Annotated in this window: 18 protein-coding genes; 1 reads left to right on the top strand and 17 read right to left on the bottom strand. The window is 38.7% G+C overall.

What is annotated here, in order from left to right; translation table 11 throughout:
- Nucleotides 1–3: 3 nt before the first annotated feature.
- The 8 genes from RR45_RS02900 to RR45_RS02865 all read right to left on the bottom strand — a co-directional run bounded on the left by RR45_RS02900 (nt 4) and on the right by RR45_RS02865 (nt 9,544).
- Nucleotides 4–1,926, bottom strand: coding sequence for a fructose-bisphosphatase class III (locus tag RR45_RS02900; RefSeq protein WP_031365615.1), 1,923 nt, complete (start codon nt 1,924–1,926; stop codon nt 4–6).
- 485 nt (nt 1,927–2,411) lie between these two features.
- On the bottom strand, nt 2,412–2,624 hold the full coding sequence (locus RR45_RS02895) for a hypothetical protein (RefSeq protein WP_031365616.1): 213 nt from the start codon (nt 2,622–2,624) through the stop codon (nt 2,412–2,414).
- Nucleotides 2,625–2,748: 124 nt separating this feature from the next.
- Complete coding sequence (gene scrK / locus RR45_RS02890) at nt 2,749–3,612, bottom strand: fructokinase ScrK (RefSeq protein ID WP_031365617.1); 864 nt, start codon at nt 3,610–3,612, stop codon at nt 2,749–2,751.
- Between the two features lie 5 nt (nt 3,613–3,617).
- Nucleotides 3,618–5,093, bottom strand: a complete 1,476-nt coding sequence (locus RR45_RS02885) for a glycoside hydrolase family 32 protein (protein ID WP_031365618.1) — start codon at nt 5,091–5,093, stop codon at nt 3,618–3,620.
- A gap of 45 nt (nt 5,094–5,138) precedes the next feature.
- Complete coding sequence (locus RR45_RS02880) at nt 5,139–6,476, bottom strand: NosD domain-containing protein (protein WP_031365619.1); 1,338 nt, start codon at nt 6,474–6,476, stop codon at nt 5,139–5,141.
- Between the two features lie 14 nt (nt 6,477–6,490).
- A complete protein-coding gene (locus RR45_RS02875; RefSeq protein ID WP_031365620.1) occupies nt 6,491–7,321 on the bottom strand; it encodes a carbohydrate ABC transporter permease in 831 nt (276 codons plus the stop codon).
- Between the two features lie 13 nt (nt 7,322–7,334).
- Nucleotides 7,335–8,225 carry a carbohydrate ABC transporter permease gene (locus tag RR45_RS02870; RefSeq protein ID WP_244148276.1) on the bottom strand — a complete coding sequence of 297 codons (891 nt, stop codon included), beginning with the start codon at nt 8,223–8,225 and terminating at the stop codon, nt 7,335–7,337.
- A 14-nt stretch (nt 8,226–8,239) separates the two neighbouring features.
- Complete coding sequence (locus RR45_RS02865; protein ID WP_031365622.1) at nt 8,240–9,544, bottom strand: sugar ABC transporter substrate-binding protein; 1,305 nt, start codon at nt 9,542–9,544, stop codon at nt 8,240–8,242.
- Between the two features lie 518 nt (nt 9,545–10,062).
- On the opposite strand from RR45_RS02865, the gene RR45_RS02860 reads away from it, so the two are divergent.
- Nucleotides 10,063–11,049, top strand: a complete 987-nt coding sequence (locus tag RR45_RS02860) for a LacI family DNA-binding transcriptional regulator (protein ID WP_244148275.1) — start codon at nt 10,063–10,065, stop codon at nt 11,047–11,049.
- Nucleotides 11,050–11,396: 347 nt separating this feature from the next.
- Here the strand turns inward: RR45_RS02860 and RR45_RS11595 are convergent, their stop codons facing one another.
- The 9 genes from RR45_RS11595 to RR45_RS02820 all read right to left on the bottom strand — a co-directional run.
- Complete coding sequence (locus RR45_RS11595; RefSeq protein WP_084463355.1) at nt 11,397–11,612, bottom strand: sortase domain-containing protein; 216 nt, start codon at nt 11,610–11,612, stop codon at nt 11,397–11,399.
- Nucleotides 11,613–11,709: 97 nt separating this feature from the next.
- Nucleotides 11,710–12,012, bottom strand: coding sequence for a hypothetical protein (locus RR45_RS02850; protein ID WP_143188706.1), 303 nt, complete (start codon nt 12,010–12,012; stop codon nt 11,710–11,712).
- A gap of 18 nt (nt 12,013–12,030) precedes the next feature.
- Complete coding sequence (locus tag RR45_RS02845) at nt 12,031–12,342, bottom strand: hypothetical protein (protein ID WP_072353416.1); 312 nt, start codon at nt 12,340–12,342, stop codon at nt 12,031–12,033.
- A gap of 30 nt (nt 12,343–12,372) precedes the next feature.
- Nucleotides 12,373–12,522, bottom strand: coding sequence for a hypothetical protein (locus RR45_RS11140; RefSeq protein ID WP_167362555.1), 150 nt, complete (start codon nt 12,520–12,522; stop codon nt 12,373–12,375).
- Between the two features lie 33 nt (nt 12,523–12,555).
- Nucleotides 12,556–12,882 carry a helix-turn-helix transcriptional regulator gene (locus RR45_RS02840; protein ID WP_031365624.1) on the bottom strand — a complete coding sequence of 109 codons (327 nt, stop codon included), beginning with the start codon at nt 12,880–12,882 and terminating at the stop codon, nt 12,556–12,558.
- A gap of 273 nt (nt 12,883–13,155) precedes the next feature.
- Complete coding sequence (gene guaA, locus RR45_RS02835) at nt 13,156–14,694, bottom strand: glutamine-hydrolyzing GMP synthase (protein WP_031365625.1); 1,539 nt, start codon at nt 14,692–14,694, stop codon at nt 13,156–13,158.
- 111 nt (nt 14,695–14,805) lie between these two features.
- Nucleotides 14,806–15,699 carry an RluA family pseudouridine synthase gene (locus RR45_RS02830; RefSeq protein ID WP_031365626.1) on the bottom strand — a complete coding sequence of 298 codons (894 nt, stop codon included), beginning with the start codon at nt 15,697–15,699 and terminating at the stop codon, nt 14,806–14,808.
- Nucleotides 15,700–15,711: 12 nt separating this feature from the next.
- A complete protein-coding gene (gene lspA / locus RR45_RS02825) occupies nt 15,712–16,164 on the bottom strand; it encodes a signal peptidase II (protein WP_031365627.1) in 453 nt (150 codons plus the stop codon).
- A 93-nt stretch (nt 16,165–16,257) separates the two neighbouring features.
- The coding region (locus tag RR45_RS02820) for a class C sortase (protein WP_342351803.1) at nt 16,258–17,432 on the bottom strand (1,175 nt) is incomplete at its 5' end.

The raw sequence follows: 17,432 nt of genomic DNA, 5'->3' as shown, positions 1-17,432 counted from the left end.
TCATTACGGCATATAAGCCATCAAATCTGTCAGGTCGACAATATCAGCGCGTAATTTATCACCAATGGTTGTGTCTTTAATCAAACGACGTTTGGGTTTTTCTTCTAAGAAATATTTTAAGGATTCGTTGCCTTTACCCTTAGCCAAAATTTCTTCAATAGAGGTGAAAGGCGCGTGTGTCACGATTTTAAAACCATAGGAGTCATTTAAAAGCGAGTAACCTGCGATACCTGTCGTTTTCTGATAGGCTTTACTCATACCGCCATCTATCACCATGAGTTTCCCATTGGCTTTGATTGGACTTTCGCCACTTGCGACTTTGACTGGTGTATGCCCGTTAATGACAACTGATTGTGGGTCATTCAAGCCAAATTCTGCCAAAATCATCTCTATCGTTTCTGGTCTTTCTCGATAGGCAAAATAGGGATTTTCGCCTTCCTTATGCGTGCGCTTATCTGCTATAAAATAGCGCTCAAATGTTGTCATGGACGAGCGGCCGAATAAAGGTGAACATTTACCAGCCCAGGCGTACCACATCAAATCAGTCGAGTAATCATCATAAATCTCAGTATGGCGAATCCCACGCCTAATATGCTCTTCAAATTTATCAAGCAATGCTCTCCCTGAATAAAGATTACCGCCAATCCTCATCGCTAAAAAAGTGCCATCCCTTTTCAAAGGAATGCAACCATGGTACAGCAAATGACGGTTATAAACAAGGTAGGCAGAGCCTTTTTCGACTAGAAACTGCATATGGCGCTGGAATTTTTCGGATTTTTGTAGGGACGACAAGATAGCAGCCATGACGTAGGCCTCGCTTTCAGTTAACTCATTAGGATGAGCCTGTGAGACGGTTTGAAAGCATGTGTTCTCAAGTGGATATTCTTTGTCATTTAAGGTAATGGTTTTGTGCGCAAAGTCAATCTGTTCTAATAAATTACGGTCTGCCATTTCAAACTCAGGCCGGCGCGCGATGATTTGCCCCTCTAGCTTGAACTGAATCATGGTCAAAGCCTGATGCACTTTCGTCAAGCGTGCTTGATTTTCGACGCCTAGCAACTCATCGTCCGGTCTTGCTGTCGGTTTGAAAGCTGGATTCAGTTCATAATGTTCCTCAGCAAACAAGAATAATGGCCGCAAGTTCAGAGAATAGGCAGTTTCTAACTCATAAAGATAGTTATATTTCACCGCAATTCTGAGTAGCGTTGCAAGACTCGCCATATTCCCAGCATAAGCCCCCATCCACAGCACATCATGGTTGCCCCACTGAAAATCCACGTTATGAAACTGAATGAGACGGTCCATCACCTTATCCGCGCCCGCACCACGGTCAAAGACGTCTCCAACCACATGCAGATGGTCAACCGTCAACTGCTGAATCGTCATACACAAACTGCGGATAAATTTATCCGCCTGATTCAGCTCAATCAAACGCTTAATGATTTGCTGATAATAATCTGCTTTCTCAGATTGATTCGTCTCTAAACTGAGCATTAATTCTTCCGTAAAATAACGGAAATCTTCGTTAACCGCCTTACGAACTTTAGAACGAGAGTATTTAGTCCCCAGAAAACGTAACAGCTTGATCAGACGATTAATCGTTTGACTCGACCACTCATTGGCTGCCTCCAAATCCTTTGGCTTACGTTGCAACATATCCGTCGGATAGGCAATGAGCATCGCCAAACGCTCCATTTCCTCTGGCGCTTCATCGACAAAAATCTCATCAATTTTTTCCTTAATATTTCCTGCACCTGTCCGAATGATGTGGTTAAACGCTTTATATTCGGCATGAATATCACTGATATACAACTCAGTCCCTTTAGGCAAATTAAGGATAGCCTCCAAGTTAATCAACTCACTCGCAACCTTGTCCTTGGTTTCATACTTTTCAGCTAATAAAGAAAGATATTTATTTTCTTGCATGCTTGTCTTCTTTCCTGATAGGATTTTGATAGGTCTATTATAGCATGGAAATAGTGTGTTTAGGATTGAGGAAGATGAAATTATTGACTATCAAGCTCTAGTCTCTGTTGATAGTCTAGATAGAGGTCGAACTTCTTCTTTGAATAAAGACAATTAATTTTCCGAGTAGCATGATTGTGATTGTCAAGAAAAGTCCTAAGGGGTACCAATTACTCATCATAATTTCCAAATACGTTGCATTTGAATTTGTAGTAAACGGCATAGGGAAAATAACATAAAATCCAAGCAAGTCGCGGTTCGCGACTTATGGAAGAACTAATGACAACGTGGCTTAGCGATTTGGCGTTGGCACTTTGCGCTTTAGCGCATTATGTGCCACGCTATGTACAGTAGACTTGATTTTTGAAAAAAATCTTAGTCGCTGGACTATCGCTTAGCCGTTGACTAGAAGTGATAAAAAATAGCTCAAAAGTTGTGTTCTTGTTTTATAGCGAACCGAGTATATGTCGTTCTAACTCTGCTTTCGCTTTTTCTTTATCAGACGATGCAAACACCAGAGCCCCCCCTAGACTGTCTGCCACATAACCTTTCAAAATTATTTTTAACGGTTCAAGTCCATTTAAACCTAGCTCAACTAATTCTTCATATGACTGCATCATACCGCCCCAAATTTTTTGATTGTCTTTTGATTTGCTCACATCAGTCACTTTTCTGCTGTTAGAGTCACTCTAACATTTTTGATGAACACTCACATGTACAAAAATAAAAATCATCTTCTTCAACTAAAAACGCCCTACAACATGATTCCTAGGGCGTTTTCATCTAGACTGATCTTAAGGCTTCTAATGCCAAGGCAAAATTGCCTAATGTCGCTGAACCGTTGTTAGCGATTGATGTCAGCTGGAGATAATCTTCAAGCGGTGGTGTCGGGATATAATCATTTAGCAATACCTTGAAAAACTTACGAACACGAGCAATCATGTGGTCATGGGACATAACACCGCCACCGAAAATGATTTTTTCTGGTGCTAAAGTGAGCGTTGCTGAAATCGCAGCCTGTGCAATATAATAAGCTTGAATATTCCAAATTTCCGAATCCGATGCTATATTTTCACCACGTTTGCCAGTTCGTGCTTCTAAACTGGGGCCTGCCGCAAGACCTTCCAAGCAATCCCCGTGAAAGGGGCAGATACCTTTGAAATCTAAATCTTGTGGATGACGTTTAACAAATTGGTGTCCCATTTCTGCATGAGAAATGCCACCGATAAATTGACCTTGCTGAATAGCGCCAGCACCTATACCTGTGCCAATTGTGAAATAGACCAAATTTTGAATATCTTGCGCAAGCGTCTCACCATAAGCCGAGGCATTAACATCTGTTGTAAAGTACATAGGCACATCTAATTGGGCTTTCAAGAAACCAATCATATCCATATTAGACCAATAGGGTTTAGGGGTTGCCATCACGTAACCGTAAGTTTTAGAGCCTTGAAAAACGTCAATCGGACCAAATGACCCAACCCCAATCGCTGCGACATCATACTGCTTAAAATAATCAATCGCTTGTTGCAACGTTTTTTTAGGTGTTGTTGTCGGAAAACTGATTGAATTTTTAACTTCAAATTGTTCATTTCCCACCGAGCAAACAAATTTTGTACCACCTGCTTCAATACTGCCAAATAACATTGGATTCACTTTCCCTTCCAGATTGTTTTCATTTTCCAATAGTTTAATTGTGAGAGATAAAGGGCTTGCTCTGAAATAATCTTAAATAGATTATCTTCCCCAAGTGGATAGACCCTGTTTGTCATTACCTGTTGCCCGTCATTAATGAATAGCTCAATTGAATTGGTATCTACTAAAATTCTCAATTTCAATTTCGCAAGTTCATGATTAAATGGTGCAGTGGATCCAGTTTTTTCTCCTGCCCCAGATTTTTCACGAATACATGTCAGCTTACCTTTTGTAAGATCTACAAGAAGTTCAATATATTCATCAACTGTTTCAGAAGCTTTCAAATAAATACTAAAGACCTCAGCCTTAGATTTTTCCAAATCAATCTCAATTTCAATATCAGCAGCTTCATGAAGCTGAGTTGAAAAGTCATTTTGATTTGAAATCATTATCTCTGACGTGCTTACGCCGTCATAACGAAGCTCCTCTATTTCTTTCACGGGATATTGATATAACTGGTTGTTCTGATAGCTTAATTTTCTGGAGACTGTCATAGCACCTACCCAGCCATCTTTTTTCTCTGGCATTTCTGCAAACCAGATATTCATCCAGCCAATCATAATTCTGCGGTTTTGATCGTCAATTAAAGTCTGTGGGGCATAAAAATCATGACCGTAATCAATAAAATCGTAAGCATCTTGTACAAATTTTCCTGTTTCAGAATCAAAAATACCTGAAATCGCAAGGGGACTACTATTTTTCAATCCATACATCGGAGACACAAGCAAAATATCTTGGTCATCCACCTTAAACAAATCTGGGCATTCCCACATATCTCCCTGCTCACCATTACTCTGAGCACAGATACCTAGATAATTCCAGTTCACTAGATTTTGTGACCGATATAAGGCAGCCTTCCCTAGCCCCTCCTTTTTAGTGCCGATAACGGCGTAGTACTGACCATTTTCTTCCCAAACTTTAGGATCTCTAAAATCTTCTGTCCCTTCTTCTGGAAAAGAAGCGATAACAGGATTTTCATGACATTTTTCAAAATGTAGACCATCAGAAGAGATGGCAATATTTTGTGTTTGTTTGGGATGCCTACCATCAACATTTCCTGTATACATCAAGATCAATTGCTTATCTCTAACGACGGCACTACCGGAAAAACAACCATGACCGCGTTCTATTTCAGAAAATTCATAGTCTTCAGATGGTACTAAGGCAACAGGCAAATATTCCCAATGCACGGCATCTTTACTCTTAGCATGCCCCCAGTGCATCGGTCCCCATTCAACTCCGTAAGGATCATATTGATAAAACAAATGATACTCATGGTTGAAATAAACTAAGCCATTTGGGTCGTTCATCCAGCCAATTGGTGGCATAAAGTGATAGTGTAAACGTGATGGGCTTTTGACCACAGCAACGCTATTTTTAGCAATATAAGCATTTGCTTGTGTCAACTTTTTTTGCTCAGTACTAATTTCCATAGTTATTACAACCTTTCTATGTTTTGTTATGATATTTTATAGTACTTATACTTGCGGCGTAGGTCTAAAAGCATTGACACTCTTATCCATCATAACCTGTTCATCGCTTCCAGAATCAAGAACTGTATTTTTAATTGATTCTTTTTCTATCAAGACTGTTGTAACAGCTAGTGAGCTGGTAACTTCTGTCGTCAATAAAGCATCTACTTGGGCAGCATAGCAAGAATCACTTATCTTGGCATGTGATGCTGTTGCAACGGCATGGTTGTTAGCAATATAGTTTTCACTACCTGAAACAAGATGAATGATAGTCGGTTTTGCACCGAGTGGTCGGATATATTGTGCATCAATAATTTCCGAAAAGTGGTTGCCAATGATAGAATTGTGATCACCACTGATATAAAGCAAGCCATATAAATCATCTAAGCCGTTGTTCTTTTCTTGCAAGGGTGCCCAAGGTTCATGATCATGTAAAAAATGATTAGCAGTAATCAAGTTTTCCGAACTGTTTTTCTCTAGCACTACCATACCTGGATAAAAAGCATGAAGGCGATTGTTAGTCACAAGAGAGCGTGTTACGCCTTCAAAATGGATACTGCTTGCCCCTCGTGGAAAAATATTATTTGCGGTAATCAGAAGGCCACCAAAATTCTGTGCATAAATTGAATAGCCTTTAAAACCAGCACCCATCAAATTATCGGTTACTTTTGAAGCTTGTCCCCAACCTCGCAACTCAAGACAATTCCCACATTCAGCAATGAAATTATCATGAACGGTTAAGGCATCCGCATGATAAATCGTGAGACCATGTTCTAAATAAATCAATCCCATGCCTGTTATCCTGAAAGAATCACAAGCACTCGCAATATAAATCCCTGTTTTACCATTGACATAAGTATTTTCTGGATTGGGTTCTCCTGAGCCGTCGTCTACAAAATGCAGACCGTCAATACAAAAACCAGCAAATTCTACCGAACTGATACGAGGGTCGCCCTCGCGTCTGACCAAAATCGCCGCACCTGCTTCTTCTGCACCATCTATTGCAACTGGTAAATCATTCAGAATCCGACTGCCTCCGGGCCATAATTCATGCAAATCTGCACATTCATTTTCAGGAACATTGAAACGAATACTTGACGACGTAAAGCCATGTCCAGAACCCTCGATTTTTAAGTAACTGATGTCAATCACCGCTTGAGTGATCAGATGATAATCACCAGGCGGCAGATAGATTACCGCACCAGGTTTTCCGCCATCGTTTACATCTGTGTTTGCCTGTCTACTTTTAATATCCGCAATCATGCTATTGATGACTTCCCCAATATCAGTATAGGGATTGCCTATCGGCCATTTTGTTACATCATAAACATTATTATTAGTCATATACTTCACTCCCATTAACCTTTAACTGCCCCAGCAGTAATCCCTTTTACAATGAATTTTTGTGCCACAATTGACAGGACCATTACTGGTAAGCTAAAGATAAGCGCACCTGCGCACATTGGCCCCAAGTCCATGCTATAGGCTGATAAAAACTCAGATAAGCCGACAGTAAATGTCTTGGCACTCGTACTGGTCAAGAGTAACGACAGTAGAAACTCATTCCAAGACAGGAATAGGGTGAATACAAATGCTGTCGCAAGTCCTGGCGTACAAATCGGCAGGATGATATAGATAAAGGTTTTAAGACTAGAAGCCCCATCCATACAAGCTGCTTCATCTAAGGTCACTGGAATCCCTTCATAAAATCCAAGCATCACCCACATGACAAAAGGCATATTGATTGCTGCATACACAATAATCAAGGCCACCTTAGTATCATATAAGCCCAGATTTGTAATCAGTTCATATATGGGAACGGCAATACTTGATGTCGGTATCATTTTCAGGCAGAGCACAATGACGACGAGTAAGCTCGCTAGCTTGGCACCCGAACGTTGAATAGCATAGGCAGACAAGGCTCCTAAAATGATGGCAATCAGTGTGCTGACTATTGCGACTAAAAAACTATTGAAAATATAGTGTAGTACTGGCATCCGCTCAAACAAACTTGTAAAATTTTCCACAGATAGCACTTTGGGAAAAAATTTCGCGGGTATGGATACAACCTCTGCACCCGGTTTGAATGATGAACTGATGAGATACAGATAGGGAAACAACCAAATAACTGCGCAGATTGCCGATATGATTATCATGAGTTTTCCCTGTAAATTATTTTTCTTCTCCATTATTCACTCCTTTCTATACAGTTTGTTTCTTTTTAGGATTCCATAACCCTTGCATGGCGACAAGAGTGAAGATAACAAGTACCACAATTAGTATCAGTGCCATTGCGCTGGCGTAACCGACTTTATTATAACGGGTCAGTGTCTTATATATCACGACACTAATAAGCTCAGACGAACCGTTTGGCCCACCTTGTGTCATTGCCCAAACAATATCGAAGGTTCTTGCCGCATCAATAATTCTGATAGATAAAGCTGTTAGTAAAATCGGTTTGATATTTGGTAATTTGATACTAAATATCTTCTGCCACCAAGTGGCACCATCAATGGTTGCTGCCTCAAGCATAGCACCGTCTAGTCCCTGCAATCCTGCTAGAATCATCAACATCATAAAGGGTGTTGTCAGCCAAATATCAGCTAAAGTACAGGAAAGCAAGGCCCATTTTTCATCAGCAAGCCAAAGAATTTGACTGGTATTTTTTAAAATTCCCACATTTACCAATAACTGATTAATAATCCCAAACTGAGAACTGAGCATCAATTTCCAGATGAGTCCTGCCACAAGAGGTGCAATCATCAATGGCGTTAGAATCAGTGAGCGAATTGTTTTATTGCCTTTAAAATTTGCTTCAAAAACAAGGGCAAGGACTGTCCCCAATATCAATTCCACGACAACTGCGATTACAACGTAAAATAATGTATTTTTAAGGGGTTGCAAGAAACTTTCATTCGTAAATGCCTTGATATAATTATCAAATCCAACAAATTCCCTCAAACCGTTTGGATTGAAATTGAATAAGCTGTCTAAGCCCATTTTAAAAATTGGGTAAATCATAAACAGTCCCATAAACAAGGCACCCGGCAAAAAGAATGCAAGGATTGTTTTTCTGGATATTAACTGCATCATATTTCTCCTTAAAACTATTCCACAATAGCCTCTATCTTAGTTTTCGCATCTTTGAGTGCCTTTTCAGGAGTAGCTTTTCCTGAAAGAGCAGACTGAATCGAACTAGCGAGCACTTCTTCAATTTCTGTCCAATAAGGGGTAGCGGGTCTGTTTTGTGAATATTTATGATCAAGTGTTTGCAAAACAGCATTTAAATGCTCATTACCCGGTTCAGTGCCATATTTCTCATATACTGAAGTTCGGCCTGCAATTTTAAGTGAACCCTCAGTCATATATTTTTCATTATTGTCATACATGAATTTAATATATTCTACTGCAACATCTTGATGCGCTGAGTTTTTCATAACGCTTTGATACCAAGGACCTGTCGTTGCAGCAACACCAGCAGAACCACCAATCATTGGTGCTACACCAACATTCTGATTATCTAAGGCATAGGCTGCAGGATACTGGTGACTCCAATTAAGTTGCATGGCGAGTTTGCCATTATTGAACATCTCTTGAGACTCTGTTGAGGCAACTGATAAGGTCTCATCTGGAACATCTCCAGATTTATAAAGGTCAACTAGGTATTGTAAGGCCTCAACATATGGTTTTTCATCAATTAAGACTTTGTTTTTATCGTCAAGGACAAGAGGCATCGCACCTGCTTGTGACGCATGGTCAAGTAAACTGCAGACCGTATCACCAGAAGCCATGCCAAATACTGTGGTACCGTACATCCCATCTTTGGTGAAGAATGCGGCACATTCTTCATATTCTTGCCATGTTGTTGGAACTTTCAAATCGTGACCGTATTTTTGCTTGAAAGCACTTTTATTGGTTTCGTCTGCAAAAAGGTCTTTTCTATAAATCAATACTTTACTATTGAGCCACATTGGCAAGCCCAGCAAGTTCTGATTTAAAGTACCTCCAGCTTCTAAGGTTGGTAGGAAATCTGATGTGATTTGCTTATCAACTTGATTGTTAAGTGGCAGCAAGTTTTGTTCAAATGCAGAAAGCCACAGCACATCTAAACTGACGACATCATGAGTTGCTGCCTTTGCCTTGATTTCAGTTGAAACCTTGTCATACATCCCTGTATACGGCACCGCGTCTACGATGACTTCATAACCTGTTTTCGCTTTAAATGCCGCAGCTGTGCTTTTGGCTACCGTTTCAGCAGGTCCACCACTCTCTACAAGGACGGTAATTTTTTTGTCTTTACCAGTTTTTTCACCACTGGAATTTTTGCCACATCCTGTAAGGGTCAAGACGCTCATAGCTGTCAAGGTTGCTAAGGCAAGTACACCAATTTTTTTAAGACTTATTTTTCTCATTTTTCTGCTCCATTTCTTTTATGTCGATTCAAGATTAACTAATGGCTGAAGATAATCCAGATCTTGTATGCGCTTACAAATATATCCTCATAATTAATTACAGCATGATTATTTCCTCCTGCATTGACTGTTGGATGACCGACGTGCTGAATCTTATCCTTTCTTCCATGATTTGTAATTCTTTTATACCCCAATTATAGAATATGAAATAAATAATGTCAAGCGGTTTCATAAATAATTTCAAAAAATGTTCAAAAAATTTTTTAGGATTTTGGCAAAAACATCTCAAAAATTTGCTATATAACTGTTCTGACAGCTATTATTCAAGAGTAAAATAAAATTACTAACTCTATCAGATTGAAAAAATGACAAAAATTGAACTATTTTCAATGTTTATTATGAAAATATTTTCATTTTATCTTGTAAAATTGCTGATGACATTGTATGATAGTAGTATAACTTATAAATTGCTATCCTTTAGGATAGCAATTGTTAGCAATACAGAAAGGTAACAGACCATGACGATAGATAAAACGGGAATAAAGGATATTGCTGAAAAAAGTGGCGTATCATTGACCACCGTTTCCAGATATTTCAACAAGCCAAATCTTTTATCCCTCAAAACAAAAGATAAAATCCAAGCCGCTATTCAAGAACTTAATTACAGCCAAGATAATGTTGCGAGAACCCTTGCAACTGGCAAGTCTAATCTTGTTGGCATCATTTTCCCTTCATTACATCTTGGTTTTTACACAGAATTAATGAATCAACTCATTCAACAGGGTAAAGAAAAACATTATAGCTTTATTGTTTACACCTCACGCGATACAAAGGAAGAGGAGTTAAGCTTAATTGACACCTTGAAATCTTATCGCGTCAAAGGGATTATTTTGCTCAGTCATATTTTAAGTCCTGAAGAGATTGAACAACTTGAAGTGCCAATTATTTCTATCGAACGAGCTGGTGGCAACTACTGTCAGATCAATAACGATAATTATACTGGTGGCAAACTTGCTGGCGAAAAATTGATAGCAGATAACTGTGAAGTATTCCTACACATCAACAATGGCTACTATGAAAATTGGCCATCATTTAAGCGTATTGTCGGCTTTGAATTCTCGGTCAAAGGCATGCCTCATGAAACAATTATCAATGAGGATTTAACTGATCCCTACTCTAAAATTGCTTCAACTGCTATGTCTGCTATTGTGGATAGTTTGCTTGAAAAATATGTAGGCAAAAAATTAGGCATCTTCTGCTCCAATGATGATATTGCTAATATGCTGCAAAGAGAATGTATCCGTAAAGGACTTAAAATGCTAGAAGATGTTGAAATCATTGGCTACGATAATTCTCCAGTGTCTGATTATGCGATTTATCCGATTACGTCAATTGACCAAAATATTCCCTTAATGGCGCAAATCGCAATCAATTCACTGGAATCTTATATTCCCCACGAAAATGTGGTGCCTGCGACACTTATGGATAAAAGTACGACTGTATAGCATTATTCCAAATACATCAATTAATAAAAAATAACTTACCTATTCACCGACAATAGGTAAGTTATTTTTTGTAGTATGTTGTCTGAGTTTCAGCTAACGCCGAAACATTAAACAGGCTCTACCGGCTCAAACAGCCGTGGCATTATTTTAGACTACTTTTCAAATGACCACCAACTAATAATCTTTCTTAATTATTTTGCCAGCTGACACAAGTGAATAAAGTTATCTTAGCTTGCTTGCCTTTGACGGGATTTTGAAGGATTTTATCTTCGGGTACCTCGTCTCTCGTCATAAAATAGATGTCATCTTGGACAATTTCGTCAGCTGTATATACCTACTCTTTTTTATCAACCGTTTCTTACGATAATCTCATCACCTTTTTTGACTTGGTTTATGTCCGTGAACAAGACACCTTTATATGGCGTAGAGTGCCCAGACAAGATCAAGTTGCCTTGACCAGCAGGTGTGTCCGTCAGATATGTACTCGCACCCAAGCTTAACGTGTAATCGGTTGTCCCCTTAAAGAGATGATGATTGCTACTACTACTGCTAGTATGATGTATTTCATGTTTCTTTTTTTGGTTTTGCCATCTATCTTGTCACAGTAATAAAAGACATATAGATGCACCCAATGGAGTACAATTATATGCCTTCTATTTTTTATGCTTCATTTCTTTCTTGATGAAGTTTTAATATATTATTTAACTTCTCAATAGGATACTCTTCTAGGTACTCAAATTCTTCTTGATTTTCAGAACCAGAGTCCTTTTTTATTTTTGATATAATCAGCTCTTTCAAAACAGGTTGCGTTAAGCCACTCGGTAACATCTCAATTGATGTTTCATATAAAAACTTTTTAAATGAGCGATTATCATTTGTTCCGTAGAACCTGATTAATTCATCAGTGAAGTCCTCTTGAACATCTAGCGGTGTCGCCAGTACAGCACAATTATTTTGCAACAAAATGTGATTTGTTATCATTTAAGCTGTACGTTTGTTACCATTATTGAACCACTGTCCTCTGGAAACCGATGCCAACATCTCCATCCCTCTATCAATTGGGTTTTGAAGGATATTTATTCGTTCAATTTCCTCCTTGACACTTTCATAATTCGGAATATCTGGCTTATAATTTGTACCAGAAATAAAAACAAACTCACTTTTCAGCTTACCAGGATTTGAATAGTGTCCTGCTCCGACAATCTTATTATACTCAGAAATGAGTTGATAATCGATCGGATAATCAATATTCTCAAACAAAAATTGCCAAGCATGTTTCAGATTTTTAATCACAACAACTGTTTCAACGTCAACATTCTTTGGTTAACGCCCTTCGTAGATTTGCTGAGTTTGTGGGAACGTTACACCGCGTGTCAACTCGATATTCGCAATTTTCCATATACTATCAACAACCAAACGTTTGGATGCTTCTATTGCAACTTCTCTATCAACTTTTATATAGTCGTAAGTCACGATTAATTCTTCATTTCCTTCTTTAATGATGAGCTATGCTTCAGCCCAATCATATTTGATTAACTCAGGTCTTTCAACCTTTTTCATTTGTTCAAGTTGCTCCAATTGATAGTTGAAATCCAACGTCAACAATAGTTTAGCGTTAAGACCAGTAACAATCTCAATCCGAATAGCAATCTCAGGCGACATAAACTTCTTTCGATTGAGAATGTCAGAAACATGCGGTTGGCTGATACCGATACGCTTTGCGAACTCCTTCTGCGTAACGTTGTGGTACCCTAAAATTTCCTTAAGGGTATCACTTGCAGAAGTCATTGCCTGAACATTTATAGGCCAACTCCGATCTAATTTCTTATACATGCTTTATCTCCCTTAAAAATAATACTCAAAACTAGTATACAACTATCTAGCTATATATTTCTATTATTTCTTTTCCTATACCTCTTGGTAATCATAAGCCACACATTTCAAATATCTTTTTTTATATACAAAAACCACTATTCACAATAAATAGTGGTTTAATCTTAGCAGACTTTTTGGCATACAATCATATGATTTTTAACAAATAATCCATATTTCTAATCCGTCAAAACGTTGAAAATAAGGCTTTTCACTTTAAACAAACTTGTGGGGTCATTCCCACTCAACAGTAGCAGGTGGCTTAGCCGTAATATCATAAACCACGCGGTTAACACCTTTGACTTCATTGGTAATGCGACGAGAAACTTCCGCGAGGACTTGCCAGTCAATCTCAGCGAAGTCTGCGGTCATGCCGTCGATAGATGTAATGGCACGAATGGCGATAACTGTATCGTAGCTACGAAAATCACCTGTGACACCAACTGAGCTAACACCTGTATCAACGGTGAAGTATTGCCAGATTTTTTCGTTAAGACCTGCTTTAGCGATTTCTTCGCGGAGAATCAAGTCTGAGTCACGTACTTTTTCAAGGCGTGGCTCTGTAATTTCACCCATGATACGGATAGCAAGACCTGGACCAGGGAAGGGTTGACGCCATACTAAATCATGTGGCATACCAAGGACTTCACCAAGTTCACGAACTTCATCTTTGAAGAGTTTGTTCAAGGGCTCAATCAGCTCAAACTGCATGTCCTCAGGCAGTCCACCAACATTATGGTGGCTCTTAATCGTTTGTGCTGTATCTGTACCCGATTCGATGACATCAGTGTAAAGCGTGCCTTGGGCAAGGTAGTCAACACCGTCAAGTTTTGAGGCTTCATCGTCAAAAACTTCGATAAATTCATTACCAATGATTTTACGTTTTTTCTCAGGGTCAGAAACACCAGCTAGTTTGCTCATAAAGCGGTCTTTGCTGTCTACTTTAATAATGTTAAGGCCGAATTTGCCGCCCAAGTCGTTCATGACTTGTTCTGCCTCACCTTTACGCAGTAAGCCATGGTCAACAAAGATAGACGTTAATTGGTCGCCAATCGCACGTTGCAAAAGCACGCCAACAACAGATGAGTCAACACCGCCTGAAAGACCAAGCAAGACTTTTTTATCGCCAACTTTTTCGCGAATTTCTTTGATTTGGTGCTCAACGAAACCTGCCATTGACCAGTCACCTGATGCCTTAGCGATTTTTTTAACGAAATTTTCAATAATGTTATGACCATATTCGCTGATTGTTGTTTCAGCATGGAATTGAACGCCGTAAAGCCCCTTTTCATCATTTGCAATCGCTGCAATTGGTGTTTGCACGGTATGAGCGGCAACTTTAAAACCTTCTGGTAGAACAGTGACATTATCAGAATGGCTCATCAAAACTGTCTGTTCAGCGGGTGTCCCTTCAAGCAATTTAGATGTGGCATCGAGATTAATTTTAGTTGCACCAAATTCCCCATTCCCTGGGTTAGCTTCTACTTTACCCCCAAGTTTTTGTGTCATAAGCTGCATGCCATAACAGATGCCCAAAACGGGAACGCCAAGCTCGAAAACACCTGGGTCAATATCAAAAGCGTCTGCCTCATAAACTGAGTTAGGACCACCCGAGATAATAATAGCTTTAGGATTATAGGCCTTGATTTCAGCCAAGGTCATTTTATGGCTTTTCAGCTCAGAAAAGACACCAAACTCACGAATACGGCGAGTAATCAGTTGATTGTACTGGCTACCGTAGTCGAGGACGATGATTTTCTGCATTTCTTGCATATCAGTGGTTGTCAAAGTAGAACTCCTTCTTTTGTGTTATTGCAAAAATTAGATTATATCTATTTTACCAAAAAAAATGCCCTTTTGCATTTATATTTTTAGTATCAGTTGTTAGTCTTTTCTTAATTTGTCTAATGTGGCTTGGAACAATTTCGGTGGATCAAGTTCGAACTCTAACCACTGATGCGAAGTAGGATGCTCAAATCCTAGCATCTGCGCATGTAAAAATTGCCCATGATTAGGTTTCAATGCATTTTTCGGACCATACAAGGGGTCTCCAGCGATCGGATGCCCGATATATGCCATATGCACACGAATTTGATGCGTACGCCCCGTCTCAAGCGTCAAACTCACCAAAGTGAAATCACCAAAGCGCTCCAACACCTCGAAATGCGTCAAAGCAGGCTTACCACCCGAAATAACAGCTTGCTTTTTACGATCCTTGGCATTGCGACCTATCGGCGCCTCAATCATACCACGGTCATTGAGTAAATTCCCATGGACAATGGCAACATAACGACGTTTCGATGTATGTTCTTTAAGTTGAGCAGCTAGAAATTCATGCGCTTGATCATTTTTAGCGACCATTAACAGACCACTGGTATCCTTATCAATACGGTGCACAATGCCTGGTCTGATCACACCATTGATGCTAGACAAATTCGTCATATGATACATCAGAGCATTAACGAGTGTACCTGTTTGATGACCAGCTGACGGATGGACCACCATACCCTGAGGTTTATTAATCACTGCGACATCATCATCTTCATAGACAATGTCAAGTGGTATATTTTCAGCCTCATAGGACAGAACTTCTGGCTCAGGGATATCAAATGACACGATATCATTTTCTAGCACCTTATACTTAGCTTTTTTGACTTGCCCATTAACCAAAACAGCGTCTGCTTTAATCAGATCATTAGCCTGAGTCCGTGAGACATCTGAGTTGTCTGAGATAGCCTTGTCAAGTCGCAATCCAGCGGACTGGGCTTTCATTTTTATTTTCAATTTATCTTAACCTTCATCTTTTTCTATCAAAATACCAATAAAGAGCACTACGAATCCTATTGATAGCAAAATATCTGCTACATTGAAAATAGGAAAGTTGATAAAGTCTAACTGAAACATATCAACAACATAGCCTTGGCGTACTCGGTCAATAAAGTTACCCAAGGCACCTGAAATAATCAAGGTCAGCCCAATAGCATACCAATTTTTCGACAGATTTTTGAGCCAAAACCAGGTAGCTACTGCCAAGACAAGTATTGTTGTCAAGACAAAGAACCACTGCTGTCCCTCTAAAATCGACCAAGCTGCACCATTATTTTGGAGATGCGTCAGTGATAAGATACCCCTAATAACTGGCTTTTGCTCTGATAGTCTAATATTTTTTACAATGGCTATCTTAACCACTTGGTCAAAAACAATGCCTAATATCATCACGATTAATAAACTTATTTTTTTAATCTTCATCGTTCTATTATATCAAAAAAAGCAAGCCTCTGCTTGCTAAATTTGCCAATTAAGGGTTTAGACTCTGATAGATGTCTCACTGAATGTTTACGCCTTATTGAATGTTACATCTAAAAGTTGTATCTCATTTTCATCTATTCTTGTAAATGATAACTTAGTATGTTTAAAAGGTTTAATCAATAATGTTTGATCTTTCAATTTATTTTGTCCAACCAATAAAATCAGAGAATTATCATCTGTTTTTAAACAGTATAATCCTTTCGGAATATTATCAATTTTGTAATACCCTGTAGGGTCAGGAAAAAGTTGCACAAATCTCTGATGTCGTTTTAGTGCCTTCTTGCCTTTTTTATCATAAAGGGTCATGGTTTTTGTAAAGGGGTTATGATTAGCATCAATAATCTTAATCAAAATATCAATCCTTTGTTTAGAGAGTAAATAATGATGAATTAGACGGTATAAAAACCATATCATTAGAAAAATGAAATCTGCAAATCCGATTATCATAAAAAATCGAATGATAATTCTATTTTGATTACTTTTATTTACCCCTTTTTTGACCGTTTCTGTATAAGGTATACGGCTACCAGTCACTAACAAGCGATGTGAGTTGATCATATAAGGGGTACAAGTAAGCAATGTAACCAAATCCTTACCTGGTTCTATTTTTAAGATATCCGTCTGTTCCGGTTCTACAACCTCTGTTTTAAATACTCTATAGGCGAGTTTTCGTCCTAAAATTTCTATTACAAAAAAATCTCCCTTTCCTAATTTAGGTAGGTCCGTAAATAATTCTCGATTAGGCAAACCACGATGTGCTGAAATCACTGCATGCGTATTTTGTCCCCCCAAAGGATAAGAAGTCCCATTAAGTGTCGTTGCACCAATTTCCAACAAATCATTGTTTGTCAAATCAAATAAAGGAATCTTAACATTAATCTTGGGAATTTCAATTGATCCTAGAAGATGGGCTTTATAGTAAGCATCAGAGACACGTGTTGCTTTTTTTTCATTAAATGGATCAGCTGAGGGTGTCAAGCCTCTCGTCGCTAATTGACTATTCTCCTTTTTCAATTCTTCTTGCTTTGATTTATAAATGCCTTGTAATTCCTTTTTATACGCTGTCACACGTATATTATCTAAGTAGTCATTTAAGTTACTGATATAAAATGGGTACAGCATAATAAGAGTACCAATCAAGAAAATACAATATATAAAAATGTTAATTAAAAAACGTTCCCTGAACAGCTCCTGATAAAATA

This window comes from Pseudolactococcus chungangensis CAU 28 = DSM 22330 (genome assembly GCF_002441885.1).
Taxonomy (GTDB): Bacteria; Bacillota; Bacilli; order Lactobacillales; family Streptococcaceae; genus Pseudolactococcus; species Pseudolactococcus chungangensis.
The sequence above is the reverse complement of the archived record's forward strand: the minus strand, read 5'-3'. Positions and strand labels throughout refer to the sequence as shown.